Source organism: Halobacillus sp. AWH4_228 (assembly GCF_056158365.1).
In genome coordinates this window covers 2,149,633-2,166,240 of record NZ_JBSWTE010000001.1, presented here as the reverse complement: position 1 = coordinate 2,166,240, position 16,608 = coordinate 2,149,633, and the positions used below count along the sequence as shown (strand labels likewise).

General features: G+C 46.0%; 15 protein-coding genes. All 15 read left to right on the top strand.

Features of this window, described 5'->3' with window-relative positions; translation table 11 throughout:
• The first annotated feature begins 11 nt into the window (after positions 1-11).
• The 15 genes from ACXADP_RS10975 (at position 12) to mutS (ending at position 16,600) form a co-directional block, all read left to right on the top strand.
• Positions 12-272: a DUF3243 family protein gene (locus ACXADP_RS10975; RefSeq protein ID WP_474968545.1), complete on the top strand. Its 261-nt coding sequence runs from the start codon at positions 12-14 to the stop codon at positions 270-272.
• 184 nt (positions 273-456) lie between these two features.
• A complete protein-coding gene (locus ACXADP_RS10970; RefSeq protein WP_474968546.1) occupies positions 457-1,248 on the top strand; it encodes a DUF3388 domain-containing protein in 792 nt (263 codons plus the stop codon).
• Positions 1,249-1,266: 18 nt separating this feature from the next.
• On the top strand, positions 1,267-2,199 hold the full coding sequence (locus ACXADP_RS10965) for a helix-turn-helix domain-containing protein (protein WP_474971443.1): 933 nt from the start codon (positions 1,267-1,269) through the stop codon (positions 2,197-2,199).
• A 107-nt stretch (positions 2,200-2,306) separates the two neighbouring features.
• A complete protein-coding gene (gene pgsA / locus ACXADP_RS10960; protein ID WP_027954273.1) occupies positions 2,307-2,885 on the top strand; it encodes a CDP-diacylglycerol--glycerol-3-phosphate 3-phosphatidyltransferase in 579 nt (192 codons plus the stop codon).
• Entirely contained in the window at positions 2,882-4,120 is a 1,239-nt protein-coding gene (locus ACXADP_RS10955; protein WP_474968548.1) for a competence/damage-inducible protein A, read from the top strand. Before pgsA ends, ACXADP_RS10955 begins: the two co-directional genes overlap by 4 nt.
• Before the next feature lie 167 nt (positions 4,121-4,287).
• The gene (recA, locus tag ACXADP_RS10950; protein ID WP_027954275.1) at positions 4,288-5,331 is read left to right on the top strand and encodes a recombinase RecA; all 1,044 of its coding nucleotides are present in this window, start codon (positions 4,288-4,290) and stop codon (positions 5,329-5,331) included.
• 270 nt (positions 5,332-5,601) lie between these two features.
• Positions 5,602-7,164, top strand: coding sequence for a ribonuclease Y (gene rny / locus ACXADP_RS10945; protein WP_027954276.1), 1,563 nt, complete (start codon positions 5,602-5,604; stop codon positions 7,162-7,164).
• Between the two features lie 82 nt (positions 7,165-7,246).
• Entirely contained in the window at positions 7,247-8,044 is a 798-nt protein-coding gene (locus tag ACXADP_RS10940; protein ID WP_474971442.1) for a TIGR00282 family metallophosphoesterase, read from the top strand.
• A gap of 108 nt (positions 8,045-8,152) precedes the next feature.
• Complete coding sequence (locus ACXADP_RS10935) at positions 8,153-8,413, top strand: stage V sporulation protein S (RefSeq protein WP_474968552.1); 261 nt, start codon at positions 8,153-8,155, stop codon at positions 8,411-8,413.
• Positions 8,414-8,656: 243 nt separating this feature from the next.
• Complete coding sequence (gene tdh, locus ACXADP_RS10930) at positions 8,657-9,697, top strand: L-threonine 3-dehydrogenase (RefSeq protein WP_474971441.1); 1,041 nt, start codon at positions 8,657-8,659, stop codon at positions 9,695-9,697.
• 17 nt (positions 9,698-9,714) lie between these two features.
• A complete protein-coding gene (locus tag ACXADP_RS10925; protein ID WP_474968554.1) occupies positions 9,715-10,890 on the top strand; it encodes a glycine C-acetyltransferase in 1,176 nt (391 codons plus the stop codon).
• A 194-nt stretch (positions 10,891-11,084) separates the two neighbouring features.
• Positions 11,085-12,650, top strand: coding sequence for a tRNA (N6-isopentenyl adenosine(37)-C2)-methylthiotransferase MiaB (gene miaB, locus ACXADP_RS10920; protein ID WP_474971440.1), 1,566 nt, complete (start codon positions 11,085-11,087; stop codon positions 12,648-12,650).
• Complete coding sequence (locus ACXADP_RS10915; protein ID WP_027954282.1) at positions 12,651-13,079, top strand: YlbF/YmcA family competence regulator; 429 nt, start codon at positions 12,651-12,653, stop codon at positions 13,077-13,079.
• A 169-nt stretch (positions 13,080-13,248) separates the two neighbouring features.
• Positions 13,249-13,827, top strand: a complete 579-nt coding sequence (locus ACXADP_RS10910; protein ID WP_027954283.1) for an outer spore coat protein CotE — start codon at positions 13,249-13,251, stop codon at positions 13,825-13,827.
• A gap of 187 nt (positions 13,828-14,014) precedes the next feature.
• Positions 14,015-16,600, top strand: coding sequence for a DNA mismatch repair protein MutS (gene mutS, locus ACXADP_RS10905; protein ID WP_474968556.1), 2,586 nt, complete (start codon positions 14,015-14,017; stop codon positions 16,598-16,600).
• The last annotated feature ends 8 nt before the right edge of the window (positions 16,601-16,608 follow it).

Here is a 16,608-nt window from a genome sequence, read left to right as displayed (position 1 = left end):
AGGGAACAGACATGTCTGTGCTCGATAATTGGGATTCTTGGAAAGACTTTCTTGGTGATCGTCTCCATCAGGCGGAAGGACAGGGGATTAATAACGGAGCCGTTTCCGAACTAGCGTATGAAATCGGAGGGTACCTGGCCAATTCTGTAGACGCTAAAAATAACGAGGAAGCCGTTCTTCGTGATTTGTGGAACGTCGCAGATGAAAAAGAACAGCATGCAATCGCTAATATGATGGTGAAGCTTGTTCAAAATAACGGTTCCCAGCAGTAATCGAAAAAAATCCGTACAATTTGTACGGATTTTTTATTTATGTATTTCTGCTATTTTTTTGCAGAGATCATAGTTCCCGCCTTTCCTATTTAAAGAAAATCCTTTATGATAGATAAAAGAGTAGATCAATCCAAATATCACTCATCTTTGACAAATACCGACATTTTTTTAGAGGGGTTGGAACATGGATAAAACAGAATGGTATCTGGAATATGAAATTCAATACAACCGTCCGGGACTTCTGGGGGACATCTCCTCCCTGTTGGGTATGATGGCCATTAATATCGTGACGATCAATGGAGTTGAAAATTCGCACAGGGGCATGCTTCTTCTCTGCAAGGATGACGAGCAGATCACCCGCTTAAAATCGATTTTAGATACAATGGACACGATTAAAGTAACGAAACTCCGCCGCCCGAAATTAAGAGATCGTTTAGCAGTCCGTCATGGAAGATACATACACAGTGATATCGACGACCGCAAAACCTTTCGTTTCAACCGGGAAGATCTTGGACTCCTGGTTGACTTTATGGCGGAATTGTTTATGAAGGAAGGCCATAAGCTTGTCGGGATCCGTGGCATGCCGCGGGTCGGTAAGACTGAATCGGTGGTGGCGGCAAGCGTTTGTGCCAACAAGAGGTGGCTGTTTGTCTCCAGTACATTGTTGAAGCAGACGGTAAGGAACCAGCTGATCGATGAGGAATACAGCGATGATAACCTGTACATCATTGATGGAATCGTTTCTGCAAAACGGGCCAATGAGAAACACTGGCAGCTCGTCAGGGAGATTATGCGTCTTCCGGCGACCAAAGTCATTGAGCACCCGGATATTTTTGTTCAGGAAACCGAATACAAGCTGGATGACTTTGATTACATCATTGAACTTAGAAACAATGAAGATGAAGAAATTACTTATGAACCTGTGGAAAAACCGGAAATGAAGATGAATGAGGGATTTTCCATGTTTGATTTTTAAAATTGGATGGTGTTACACATGGAGATTGGAGCTAGATTAAAGGAAGCAAGGGAGACGAAGGGACTTTCGCTTGAGGACCTTCAAGAAACAACGAAAATACAGAAACGGTATCTTCAAGCTATAGAAAGTAATGATTTTCAAGTTCTTCCGGGGAAATTTTATACCCGCGCATTCATTCGTGAATATGCTTCTGCTGTCGGTCTGGATCCGGAACAGGTGATGGAAGAGCACAAAAATGAACTGCCCACATACGAAGAGGAAAATACGGTCCAGTTCAGCCGGGTACAGAAATCAAAGCAGGAAGCCGCTCAGAAAAGCGGAGGCACTTCCCGCTTCCTTCCTACTTTCCTTACGGTAGGGCTTGTCGTCGGTGTGATATTAGTCGTTTGGATTTTCATGCAGAGCGGCAGTGAAGACAGCGGAGCACCTGCGGACAGTTCATCATCAGATGAAATCAGTGTTCCGGCCGGTTCTGAAGAAGACACGGCTGAAGAAACGTCCGGTGATGAAGAAGAAGCACAGGCGGATGAGCAGGAGCAGAACGAAGACAGCGGTTCTGAGGAAGAAAAGGCTGAAGAGAAAGAAGACGATCGTGAGCCTGAAGAGTCCGGGGAAGAACAGCCGGGCGTGGAACTTTCGGAAGAGGGGACAGGTTCATTCCCGATGCACACTTATGAAGTGGTGCCGGCTGGAGATTCCAAAGTAACTGTTGAATTTTCCGGAAATGTCTATATGGAGGTTCAATCCCCGCAGGGGGGAGAGAATCTTGTGACTCCCCGTGAATATACATCTGCTGACTCTCCTGTTACCATTGATATAGGAGACAAGCAGGAAGTATACATTAAAACCGGAAATGCTCCCGGTATGACGGTAAACGTGGATGATCAACCAGTCACTTTCCCTGATCCTGAGCTGACAACGCAGAAGTTATTGTTGCAAATGAAGGAATAAAATCTATATAATCATGAACGGGCTGCCCTTTCAATATCGACAGAGTGACAAAGCCTCTCGATTGACCGGGCAGCCTTTTATTTACTGTGTAGTAGGAGTGTGGAGAAATGAATTTACCAAACAAGATTACGTTATCCAGAATTTTTCTAATTCCCATTTTTATTATTCTCATGAGTGTACCTTTTGGATGGGGCACGCTGGAAATGGGAGAAAGAGAACTTCCAGTGGCTCACCTTGCCGGTGCGGTTCTCTTTATTATTGCATCCACTACGGATTGGATTGACGGGTATATTGCCCGTAAATATTCACTCGTGACCAACCTCGGGAAGTTTCTCGATCCTCTGGCCGATAAACTGCTTGTAAGTGCGGCCCTCATCCTGCTCGTAGAGATTGGACTTGCTCCGGCATGGATTGTCATTCTCATAATCAGCCGCGAGTTTGCTGTTACAGGGCTGAGGCTTGTCGCAGCTGGTGAGGGAAGTGTACTGGCTGCCAGCCAGATGGGTAAACTGAAAACATGGATTCAGATCATCGCCATTTCAGCACTGCTTCTCCATAACTGGCCATTTGCTTTTATCGGTTTTCCCTTTGGTATGATTACGCTGTATCTTGCCTTAATCATTACGGTGTATTCCGGCTATGATTACTTCAAGAAAAACTGGCATGTGATGAGAGATTCTAAATGAGAACTGAAATTATTGCCGTAGGAACAGAACTGCTTTTAGGTCAGATTGCAAATACAAATGCCCAGTGGATATCACAGAGAATGGCAGAACTCGGACTTCCTGTATACAGTCACGCCGTGGTTGGAGATAACCTCGACCGTGTCGCGGGTTCTTTCAGGGAAGCATCGAGACGTTCGGATATTATTATTGTTACAGGCGGCCTCGGACCGACAGAGGATGACTTGACAAGAGATGCCGGGAGTATGGTCCTCGGAAAGTCTGTCCATGAACATGCTCCGTCTATGGAAAGAATCGAAGCTTATTATAAAAAAAACAATAAAACAATGAGTTTGAATAATAGAAAGCAGTCCCACGTTTTTGACGGGGCATTCGTACTGGATAACAAGGAAGGAATGGCCCCCGGCCAGATCATTCAACAGGGAGAAGTCATCTGGGTGTTCCTTCCAGGGGTGCCCCGTGAGATGAAGGCGTTAATGGAAAGCGGAGTGATTCCTTTTCTTCAGAAGTCCTTTTCTCTTCAATCAGAGATTGTTTCGGAGATGCTCCATTTTATAGGTATCGGGGAATCGGATCTTGAAACACAGCTGCAGGCGCTCATTTCCCATCAGACCAATCCGACCCTTGCCCCTCTGGCCAGTGAAGGCGAAGTGGGTTTACGGTTAACTGCAACAGGGGAAACGACAGATGAAGCAAAAGCGAAAATTGCTGAGTTGAAAAAGGTTGTTCTTGATAAGGTTGGGGATTTTTATTATGGAAGTGACGATGAAACGATCGAAAGCACCGTTCAGCGCCTTCTTTCCCGCCGAGGATATCGTCTTGGGGCAGCAGAGAGCTTCACAGGTGGAAAGTTCATAGAACGTATGATTGCCCTTCCTGGTGCTTCAGCGGTCTGTCAGGGCGGTCTGACGACTTATACGGCCGAAATGAAGGAGCAGGTCCTTGATATTCCAAAATACCTGATCAGAGAATATGGAACGATCAGTCATGAGTGTGCCGAGATGATGGCTCTGAATACCCAGGCCCTGCTTCATGTGGATGCTGCTGTCAGTTTTACAGGAGTGGCCGGACCGGATTCAAGTGAAGGGAAGGAGCCTGGAACCGTATTTATCGGCCTCCAGATCAGGGACAAGAGTCCTGAGGTCCACCGGTTCCAGTTCCCGGGTGGTCGTGATCAAGTAAGGGAACGTGCAGTGAAGAAAGGCTTTGAGCTTTTGTTTCATCACTTGAAAAATTGAATTTTGAATAATGGAACGCAAAAGGTTTTTGATATTCTCTCTGGGAGAGCATCAAAAACCTTTCGTTCCCAACAGGTAAAAAAACGGGAACAAATATTCGCTTTTCGGTTGGCAAATCCTTTAAAACAAGTTATGATAAGTATAGAAATTTTGAAAGGCGGTATACAATGAGCGATCGTAAACAAGCATTAGATATGGCATTGCGTCAAATAGAGAAACAATTCGGAAAAGGTTCGATCATGAAGATGGGTGAAGGTGCGGAGCAGAGGGTTAACACCGTTCCCAGTGGATCACTGGCTCTTGATGTGGCCCTTGGGGTCGGCGGCTATCCGCGCGGCCGGATTGTGGAAATATACGGACCAGAATCTTCAGGTAAAACTACTGTTGCCCTTCACGCGATTGCGGAAGCACAGAGGAAAGGCGGTCAGGCGGCATTCATTGATGCGGAGCACGCCTTGGACCCGGTCTATGCAAGAGCTCTGGGTGTCGACATTGAAGAACTTCTGCTTTCCCAGCCGGACACAGGGGAACAGGCTTTGGAAATCGCTGAAGCCCTCGTACGCAGCGGGGCCGTAGATATGGTGGTCATTGACTCTGTGGCTGCTCTTGTTCCAAAAGCAGAGATTGAAGGGGAGATGGGTGATTCCCACGTGGGTCTGCAGGCACGCTTGATGTCCCAGGCTCTTCGTAAGCTTTCCGGTGCGATTAATAAATCGAAGACGACGGCTATTTTCATCAACCAGATTCGTGAGAAGGTCGGCGTAATGTTTGGTAACCCGGAAACGACTCCCGGCGGGCGCGCCCTGAAATTCTACTCTTCTGTCCGTCTTGAAGTTCGTCGTGCAGAAACATTGAAACAGGGGAACGAAATGGTGGGGAATAAAACCCGCTTGAAAGTGGTTAAGAACAAGGTGGCACCGCCATTCAGACAGGCTGAAGTAGATATTATGTACGGAGAAGGAATCTCCAGAGAGGGAGAACTTGTTGATATTGGAACAGACCTGGATCTCATTCAGAAGAGTGGATCATGGTATTCATATAATGACGAACGTCTCGGTCAGGGTCGCGAGAACGCCAAACAGTACCTGAAAGAGAACGTTGAAGTTTATGAGGAAGTGAAACGTCTGATCCGCGACCATTATGGTATGGAAGCTGACGAGGAAAAGGCTGAAACTTCCAGTAAAGACAGCCAGGAAACGCTGGACGTATAAACCGTTTCTGCGGGCAGAATGAAGAAAGCAGCGCTGAAAAAAGCGCTGCTTTTCCAATATTTCCAGAAGCGGGAATAAACTGATAGTTTTAAATTTTTGCATATGTCAGCAGATACATAGCGGGATTCCTTGACATTCCGCATAGTCAGGCATAAAATGAATGTGTATCATTTTCATCTTTATACCCTTAATTTAACAAATGAAACTGAAAATGAATCGTTTGTATTTACCGACAAACGGACCAAGTTCATAGCAAGAGGAGGTGAAATTATGGATTTGATATCCTCGCTCATCTTCATTTTGCTTGCCCTTATCATCGGTTCTGTTGTTGGTTATCTTATTCGGAAGTCGATAGCGGAAGCGAAAATTTCCAGTGCTGAGGAATTAGCCAGACAGATTGTGGAGGAAGGTCACCGCAATGCTGAATCGGCCAAAAAAGAAGCTCTTCTTGAAGCGAAGGAAGAGAATCAGAAATTCCGCCAGGAGGCTGAAAGTGAAGTTCGCGAACGCCGCTTGGAACTGCAGAAAACCGAAAACCGTTTGAATCAGAAAGAAGAGAATCTTGATCGTAAGAGTGGAACGCTGGATCAGCGTGATCTTTCACTCGAGAAGAAAGAAGGAACTCTTGCCGAGAGACAACAACAAATTGAAGAAATGGAAAGCAAAGTGAAAGCTATGCTTCAAGAACAGCAGACAGAGCTTGAAAGAATTTCAAGCTTAACATCTGATCAGGCCAAACAGGTTATTTTGGAACGTGTTGAACAGGAAGTCTCTCATGAATCGGCGCTTATGATTAAAGAAGCGGAGAACCGGGCGAAAGAGGAAGCCGATAAAAAAGCAAAAAATATTTTATCCCTTGCTCTCCAGCGTTGTGCCGCTGATCACGTAGCCGAAACCACCGTATCTGTTGTCAATCTGCCTAATGATGAAATGAAAGGTAGAATTATCGGCCGGGAAGGACGAAATATCCGTACGTTGGAAACGTTAACTGGTATTGATCTTATCATTGATGATACACCTGAAGCGGTTATTTTATCCGGTTTTGACCCAATCCGAAGAGAAACAGCACGTATGGCTCTTGAGAAACTTGTTCAAGATGGACGTATACACCCTGCGAGAATTGAAGAAATGGTTGATAAGTCCCGCCGCGAAGTGGATGATTACATCCGCGAGGTCGGGGAGCAGACAACCTTCGAAGTCGGGGTTCACGGTCTTCATCCAGACCTTATCAAGATTCTCGGCCGCCTTAAATATCGTACGAGTTATGGTCAGAATGTCCTTAAGCACTCCACGGAAGTTGCCTACTTATCCGGTCTTCTGGCCGCAGAACTAGGTGAAGATGAAATGCTTGCCCGCCGTGCCGGACTTCTGCATGACATCGGAAAAGCGATAGACCATGAGGTAGAAGGAAGCCACGTTGAAATTGGTAAGGAACTTGCCATTAAGTATAAGGAAAACGACACGGTCGTAAACGCAATCGCTTCCCACCATGGAGATGAAGAGCCTACTTCAATTATTTCTGTACTCGTTGCGGCTGCTGATGCCTTATCTGCAGCACGCCCGGGCGCAAGAAGTGAAACGCTCGAAAATTACATCAAGCGTCTTGAAAAACTTGAGGAAATTTCTGAGTCTTACGAAGGTGTGGAGAAATCCTTTGCGATTCAGGCAGGTCGTGAAGTACGTATTATGGTCCGCCCTGATGAAATTGATGATCTTGAAGCAACAAGACTGGCGCGCGATATCCGGAACAGAATCGAGGGAGAACTCGATTATCCGGGACATATTAAAGTAACGGTCATTCGTGAAACGCGCTCTGTCGAGTATGCGAAATAAATAAAGCGGCCTTAGCGGCCGCTTTATTTATTTTGTAGAGGAAAAACAGGAAACATTACACAACTAAAGGAATGAATGATCTATGAGAATTTTATTTATTGGAGACGTTGTAGGTTCTCCGGGCAGAGATATGGTAGAGACGTATCTTCCAAAATTGAAAAAAAAGTTTCAGCCGGCCGTCACGATTATCAATGGGGAAAACGCAGCCTCCGGAAAAGGGATTACGGAAAAGATTTACCGTCGGTTCTTGGAACTGGGTGCGCAGGCAGTGACTCTCGGGAACCATGCGTGGGATAAGAAGGAGATTTTTGAGTTTATTGATAAGGTGGATTATCTTGTCCGACCGGCCAATTTCCCGGAAGGTACGCCGGGGCGGGGCCTTACGTACGTAAAGACTCCAAAAGGGGAAATTGCTGTGATTAACCTTCAGGGGCGGACGTTTATGGCACCTAACGATGATCCGTTCCGAAAAGTAGATGAGTTAATAGAGCAGGCATCTAAGCGCACCTCTTTAATTTTCCTGGATTTTCATGCGGAGACGACCAGTGAAAAACAAGCCATGGGCTGGTATGTGGATGGGCGCGTCAGTGTTCAGGTCGGCACACATACCCATGTTCAAACGGCAGATGAACGGATTCTTCCGGAAGGCACAGGATATATTTCAGATGTAGGAATGACGGGTCCTTACGATGGAATCCTTGGAATGGATAGAGAAGCGGTGTTGAAACGTTTCAAAACGAATCTTCCTGTACGTTTTGAAGTACCTAAAACGGGAAGAGCACAACTAAGCGCCTTCTTGGTGGATGTGGATGATAAAACAGGGAAAACGGAAAAAGTAAAGCGGATCTTAATCAACGACGACCATCCTTTTTTTGAGTGATTATTTGAATTTTGCGACAAATTCATTCATAATGAAAAGGTAATATCCTACATCTCCAAGAATATAGTAGTTATGGAACAACTATAGTGATTGAAGGAGGAACTAGTAATGGAAGTCTTAAAAGTATCAGCAAAATCCGTACCTAATTCTGTAGCAGGAGCTTTAGCGAATGTCGTAAGAGAAAGAGGATCAGCTGAAATGCAAGCCATTGGTGCAGGGGCTCTAAACCAGGCTGTAAAAGCGGTAGCCATTGCTCGAGGATTTGTCGCCCCCAGCGGAATGGATTTAATATGCATTCCAGCTTTTACGGATATTCTAATTGACGAAGAAGAACGAACAGCGATTAAACTGATTGTCGAACCCAGATAACTGATCCTTCAGGGAGATCCATTACTTTACATTACCTGTTTCATTTTAACGGATAAACCGCACTTAATCAGTGCGGTTTTTTTATATGGATTCCCCGCAGCACCCGCCTCTATCGAAAGCGGTATCATTTTATGATCACTTGTGTTTTTACAGTGGACATGAGAATTTGATTATTTACCTATTCATGTTAGAATGGCTTTATAAAGGGATAAAGATGAAATATATTCAGGGGAGATGTTCACTGTGAATGGAAAGATGAAAGCAATCATAAAACATTACCGCGGACCCGGAGCGAAGCTTGAGGAAGTGGATATTCCTCAGGTTAAGGATGATGAAGTGCTCATCCGTGTCAAAGCTACCTCCATCTGCGGAACGGATGTACATATTTATAACTGGGACGAATGGTCAGAAAGTCGTGTCCAGCCGCCGTATGTGTTCGGGCATGAATTTTCCGGAGAAATTGTGGAAACAGGAACAAATGTGGAGCATTTTAAAACAGGGGATTACGTCAGTGCGGAAACACATCTTGTCTGTGGACACTGCCCACAGTGTTTGACAGGAAAGTATCATATCTGCGCCCATACAAAAATCATTGGCGTTGACACACAGGGGTGTTTTGCTGAATATGTGGCTCTTCCAGCGGAAAATCTATGGAAGAATCCGGAAGATCTTCCTTCCGATATCGCCTCCATCCAAGAGCCGATGGGAAATGCCGTTCATACCGTCTTGAACGGGGAAGTAACAGGAAAAACCGTTGCGGTTATCGGCTGTGGTCCTATAGGCCTGATGGCTGTCGGAGTAGCTGTCGCTGCAGGCGCCTCCCAGGTGCTGGCCTTTGATTTGAATGCATACCGTCTGGAACTGGCGGAGAAGATGGGCGCAACAGCTGTTATTCACTCGTCTGAAGAAGATCCCGTGAAAAAAGCATTAGCACTGACGAATCATGACGGAGTCGATGTAGTCTGTGAAATGAGCGGGCACCCTGTAGCTATGGATCAAGGTTTTAAGATGGTGACTAATGGAGGGCGTGTTTCCATTTTGAGTCTGCCGACCAAGCGGGTCAGCCTGGATGTCACGAACGATATCGTATTCAAAGGAGTGGAAGTCCAGGGGATCACGGGCAGGAAGATGTATGAAACGTGGCAGCAGGTCTCCCGTCTTCTGCAATCCGGTCAGGTGAATGTGAAACCGATCATCACCCACCATTTGAAACTGGAGGAATTTGAAAAAGGTTTTGAATTAATGAATGAAGGTTTATGCGGAAAAGTAATTCTTCACCCATAATTAAAGGAGGATGAACGATGAAAGGTTTTGAGTATTTACAGAAAGAGCTGGATGAAATGCAGGAACAGGGAACATTCCGCCGCTTGATTCCATTGGAATCCGCTCAAGGGTCCAAAGTGACAATCAAAGGAAAGGAAGTTATCCAGCTTTCTTCCAATAACTACCTGGGGTTGACTTCCCATCCAAGGTTAAAAAAAGCGGCAGAAGAAGCGAATGCGGAGTATGGCGTTGGAACAGGTTCCGTGAGAACCATTGCAGGTACATTGAAGATGCATGAAGATTTTGAAGAAAAACTGGCTGCATTCAAACATACAGAAGCTGCCCTGGTCTTCCAATCCGGGTTTACTACCAACCAGGGTGTATTATCCTCCATTCTTGGTAAAGACGATGTTGTCATCTCTGATGAGTTGAATCATGCTTCGATTATAGACGGAATCCGCCTGACTAAAGCCGACAGGAAAATTTACAAGCATGTGAACATGGAATCTCTGGAAGAGGCATTGAAAGAGAGTGGGGACTACCGCACACGTCTTGTTGTGACGGACGGTGTTTTCTCCATGGATGGTAATATAGCGCCGCTTCCAGAAATTGTCGAATTGGCTGAGAAGTATGATGCGCTGATTATGGTGGATGATGCCCACGCGAGTGGTGTGCTTGGTGATAATGGTCGAGGCACAGTGAATCACTTTAATTTAGACGGTCGTGTTCACATCCAGGTGGGGACTTTGAGTAAAGCCATCGGTGTGCTCGGCGGTTATGTAGCCAGTACAAAAACGCTGAGAGAGTACTTGATTCATAAAGGACGTCCATTCTTGTTCAGTACATCTCATCCACCTGCTGTGACTGCTGCCAATGAGGCTGCGATCGATGTCCTCCTGGAAGAGCCGGAATTAATTGAACGCCTCTGGGACAATACCTCTTTCTTTAAGGATGGTTTAACAAAGCTTGGGTTTGATACGGGTATCAGTGAAACGCCGGTCACCCCGGTTATGATTGGCGATGACGCTCTGACTCACACCTTCTCCGATGAATTATTTAAAGAAGGCGTTTTTGCCCAGGGCATTGTCTTCCCGACTGTGCAGAGGGGGAAAGGTCGTATACGGACGATTGTAACGGCGGAGCATTCCACGGAAGAGCTCCAGCAGGCTTTGAACGCTTTTGAGAAAGTGGGAAGAAAGCTGAATATTATCTAAATCAAGAGGACGTATGTAAGTCTCTGTGATCAATTGCAGAAAGACAGGTAAATAGAAAAGTCTAAAAGGATCGTTGCGTTAGGTCACTGCCGGAACGGTCCTTTTTGTTCTGTATTTTTCCATTTGACTTAATTTATCATGAAAAACTTGATATAATGAGACAGTTAGAAGGATCGGCTTGAAAGGAGATTATAATGAACGAACAGCAGAGAAAAGAAATGTCTCAGATCCGTCAGACTGATATTTCCGCTGCAGATCAGGACAATTTGAACCGATTGAAACAGCAGTCAAGTGAAGATTACGTTAAATATTTCCAAACGACCTATCAGCCTCCGAATATGAGGGATGCCCAGCGCCGCAAACGCAAGGAAACAGATATCCATTATGATTTTGAAATACCGGAAGATATGGATCAGGCCGGCCGTGGAAAGAAATATATGATTCGTACATATGGATGCCAGATGAATGAACATGACACAGAAGTTATGGCCGGTATTTTTGAAGAAATGGGCTATGTGTCCACGAATGACACGAAAGAAGCAGATATTATCCTGTTGAACACGTGTGCCATCCGCGAAAATGCTGAAAACAAAGTTTTCGGAGAAATCGGACACCTTAAACCGTTGAAAATGGAGAATCCGAATCTGATTATTGGAATCTGCGGCTGTATGTCACAGGAGGAATCCGTAGTCAATCGTATTTTGAAGAAGCACCCATTCATCGATCTGATCTTTGGTACCCATAACATCCATCGTCTCCCGCAGCTTGTAAAAGAAGCGATGTTCGGGAAGGAAATGGTCATTGACGTATGGTCCAAGGAAGGCGATATTATTGAAAACCTCCCCCGTTCACGAAAAGGGAAAATTAAGGCATGGGTGAACATTATGTACGGCTGCGATAAGTTCTGTACATACTGCATCGTTCCGTATACCCGCGGGAAAGAGCGGAGCCGTCTCCCTGGAGACATCATCCAGGAAGTCCGTCATCTCGCAGCGCAGGGCTATAAGGAAGTGACGCTTCTCGGCCAGAATGTGAACGCTTACGGAAAAGATCTGGATATGGAATACGGACTCGGGGACTTGATGGATGAACTTCGGAGCATCGATCTTCCCCGTGTGCGTTTTACCACCTCCCATCCAAGGGATTTCGATGACCGGCTGATTGAAGTGCTCGCTAAAGGCGGCAACATGCTGGACCACATCCACCTTCCTGTCCAGTCCGGGAATACAGATGTTCTGAAAATTATGGGACGGAAATATTCCCGGGAGGAGTATCTGGAGCTTGTCCGTCGTATTCGCAGCGCTATGCCGGGAGCTACGCTTACCACAGATATTATCGTCGGTTTTCCTAATGAAACAGAGGAACAGTTTCAGGACACCCTTTCCCTTGTAGAAGAGGTGGGATTTGAAGCGGCTTATACGTTCATCTACTCCCCAAGGGATAATACACCTGCAGCGAAGATGAAAGATAATGTATCGATGGAGGAGAAGAAAGACCGTCTCCAGCGTCTGAATAAATTGGTGAATCAGCAGTCAGCCGAAGCGATGAGTCAATATGAGGGCGAAGTGGTGGATGTTCTTGTCGAAGGGGAAAGCAAAAATAATCCAGACGTCCTGGCCGGATATACGAAACGGAACAAGCTTGTGAATTTCCGGGGGCCCCGTTCCATTGTCGGAAAGATCGTACCTGTAAAAGTAATCAAGGCAAAAACTTGGTCTCTGGATGGAGAACTGGTAGAATCTAGCGTAGAGGTGAAATAAATGGCACAATACACACGTCAAGAAGTAGTCGATGAAGCAAAAAAACTGGCAAAAATGATGGCTGATATAGAAGAGATTGACCGTTTCAAGCAGCTGGAATCCAAGTTGAATGAAAACCAGAAGGTGCAGTCGCACATTAAGAAAATTAAAGCGCTCCAAAAACAGGCCGTGAACTTCCAGGCTTATGGAAAAACGGAGGCGCTGAACCGAATTGAAAAAGAAATTGACCGTCTGCAGGATGAGCTGGATGAAATCCCGGTCGTGGCTGAGTTTAAAGAAACACAGACGGTCATCAATGATATTTTACAGATGGTTTCGAGTACGATTTCCCGTGAAGTTACCAATGAGGTGATCCGTTCCACAGGAGGAGATCTTCTTCAGGGGGAAACGGGTTCTTCCAACAATCAAAGTCATGGCTGCAGCCGTTGATGCATACACTTCCGTCAGAGGGGTTTCCCTCCGGCGGATTTTTTTTCGTACAATTTTATAGGCTCGTGCATACAATGAAGTAAACACGTCCTTAGGCTTTTCTCATGGAATCACCATTCGCCCAGACCATGCATAGGATGGGTGGTAGAATAAGGAGGAATGAGAGCTCATGTCTTTTTTTGAACGGGATTACAGAGAAATTATTACCAAAGCTGTAATCGGTAAAGGTAAAAAGTTTACAGAATCCACGCACACCATCAGCCCTTCCCACCGTCCAACAAGTATTCTGGGATGCTGGGTTATCAACCACATCTACAACGCGAAGAAGAAAGGGGATCACGTAGAGGTATCCGGCAGTTATGACATTAACGTCTGGTATTCCTACAACGACAATACTAAGACAGAGGTCGTAACAGAACGGGTGACCTATTGCGACTACGTTAAGTTGAGTGTGAAAGACGACAACTGCATTCATGATGATTTTGAAGTCATTGCGAAAGTCGTCCAACAGCCGAACTGCCTGGAAGCTACGATTTCCGGCAACGGCCAGAAAATTGTAGTAGAAGTAGAAAGAGAGTTTGTGGTTGATGTCATTGGTGAAACCAAGCTTTGCGTAAAAGTGGACCCGCATGGCTGCGGACACGATGACGACTATGAGCAGGATTTGTCATCAGATGATTACTCAGCGATTGAAACGGACTTCCTTCCATCTTCTTCAAGCAGTGATGACCATGACGATAAGCATTAACTCCCTGATCTTTCAGCAGGGGGTTCTTTTTTTGGGAAAGGCTTTGAAACACAGGGTTCTGCGTCAATGCTCTGCGTTTGGCATGGAGATTTCTTAAGGTTTACCTATGAGCGATTTGTTAAAGAGGGTTGTTTCCATGTGCTATAATGGATGAAGAATTCTACGTACGTTTTGGAGGATTGACCGAATGGCACAGTATACACCAATGATGCAGCAATATTTAAAGATTAAAGCCGATCAGAAGGACGCGTTTTTATTCTTCAGGCTCGGGGATTTTTATGAGCTTTTTTTTGAAGATGCCCTGAAAGCATCGCAGGAACTTGAAATCACCTTAACAAGCAGAGATGGCGGGGGAACTGAACGCATTCCGATGTGCGGCGTCCCGTATCACTCGGCAGAAAACTACATAAGGCAGCTGATTGAAAAAGGCTTCAAGGTGGCGATTTGTGAACAGGTGGAAGACCCGAAGGAAGCCAAAGGCGTTGTAAAAAGGGAAGTCGTCCAGCTAATTACGCCGGGTACCGTAATGGAAGGCAGCATGCTGGATGAGAAGGAAAACAACTACCTTGCTTCATTGAGCGCTTTTGAAGATGGATCATATACCGTGAGCTACAACGATCTAACTACCGGAGAGAATAGCACAGCCTTAATTCCCGGAGGGTTTGACGCAGCCTTGAGTGAATTGTACAGCCGACCTGTTCGTGAAGTTGTCGTTGCCTCCGATTTTGATGAAGAGCAGCAGTTGATGCTGAGGGAGCGCCTCGGTTACACACTCTCCCACCAGGATGAGACGACCATTCATCCGGACCTCTCGTCACTGACGGCAGGAATCCAGCAGGACAAGCTGTTAACAGGATTCGGCCGGTTGTTGAACTACATCCAGCATACGCAGAAGCGCTCGCTCGATCATTTGCAGCCGGTAAAAGTCATTGAGCTGAAACAGTATATGACGCTCGATATGTACTCGAAAAGGAACCTTGAGCTGTTGGAAACCATCCGTAAGCAGGGGAAAACAGGCAGCCTGCTTTCAGTGGTAGATAAAACGAAGACATCCATGGGCGCACGCATGCTGAAAAAATGGATGGAGCGTCCGCTTCTTTCGAAACAGGCCATCGAAACACGGCATGAGCAGGTGGAAGGTTTCCTTGATCAATTTTTTGAACGGGAAACGCTGCGGGAACAGCTCACCAACGTGTATGATCTGGAACGTCTGGCGGGGCGGGTAGCTTTTGGAAACGTCAATGCCAGGGATCTTCTCCAGTTGAAAAATTCCCTTGCGCGGATTCCTGAAATACTTGCTACGCTTCAGCAGTTTGACAACACTTCAGTGAAAGAACTATATCAGACGATTGATCCTCTGGAGGAGCTTAAGGATTTGTTGGAGCATAGTATTGCCGAAGATCCTCCTATCAGTGTGAAAGAGGGTGGGTTGATTTGTGACGGATACGACCAACAGCTCGATGACTATCGCTCAGCTTCGAAAAATGGTAAGCAGTGGATTGCTGAGCTTGAAAAGAAAGAGCGGGAAAAAACAGGCATTAAATCCTTGAAGGTCGGGTATAATCGTGTCTTCGGCTACTATATTGAAGTGACAAAAGCCAATCTCCGCTACCTGCCCGAAGGCATGTATGAGCGGAAGCAGACATTGACCAACGCAGAGCGCTTTATAACACCGGAATTAAAGGAAAAGGAAACGTTGATTCTTGAGGCGCAGGAAAAGAGTGTGGAACTTGAGTACCAGTTGTTCCTCAACGTCAGGGAGAACGTCAAGTCCTATGTACAAAGACTGCAGCATCTGGCTGAACAGATCAGCCGCATTGATGTGCTGCAGGGTTTTGCCCAGGTGGCGGAATCGTATCAATATGTCCGCCCATCTTATAACGACCGCCGCATGGTCGATATTCAGCAGGGCCGGCATCCGGTGATTGAACGGGTCATGCAGGATGGAACATTTGTACCGAATGACATCTATATGGATGATGAAACGGATGTCCTTCTGATTACCGGTCCGAACATGTCCGGTAAGAGTACGTACATGAGGCAGCTTGCTTTAACAGCCGTTCTTGGTCAGATGGGAAGTTTCGTTCCGTGCGGTTCTGCCTCTCTTCCGATATTCGATCAGATTTTCACACGAATCGGAGCGGCAGACGATATTGTGTCCGGGCACAGTACGTTCATGGTGGAAATGCTTGAAGCCAATCACGCCCTTACACATGCAACAGAAAACAGTATGATCCTGCTGGATGAGATCGGAAGAGGAACGAGCACCTATGACGGAATGGCGCTGGCTCAGTCCATCGTAGAGTACATTCATGGAAGAATTAAGGCAAAAACATTATTCTCCACCCACTACCATGAATTAACATCATTGGAAAATGAACTGGATCGTTTGAAAAACGTCCACGTAAGGGCGGAAGAATACGAAGGAAATGTCGTCTTTCTGCACCAGATCAAAGATGGCCCAGCCGATGAAAGTTACGGCATCCATGTTGCAAAACTGGCCGATCTTCCGGATCCGCTGATTAAACGGGCGACAGAGCTGCTGGAACACCTGGAAGGGGCATCCGGGCCCAAAGAATCGGCTGCAGGGGATGAAGAAGAGCAGCTCAGTTTATTTGTAGAAGAACCAAAAGAAAAACCGAAACAGGAAAAGCAAAGCGCCAGCCAGATTTCAAATCTTGAAAAGCGGCTCTCATCTCTTGATTTAATGGAGATGACACCGATGGACGCTATGAACGAACTGTATCAGCTTCAAAAAAGCTTGAAGAAATAAAGGAGGTT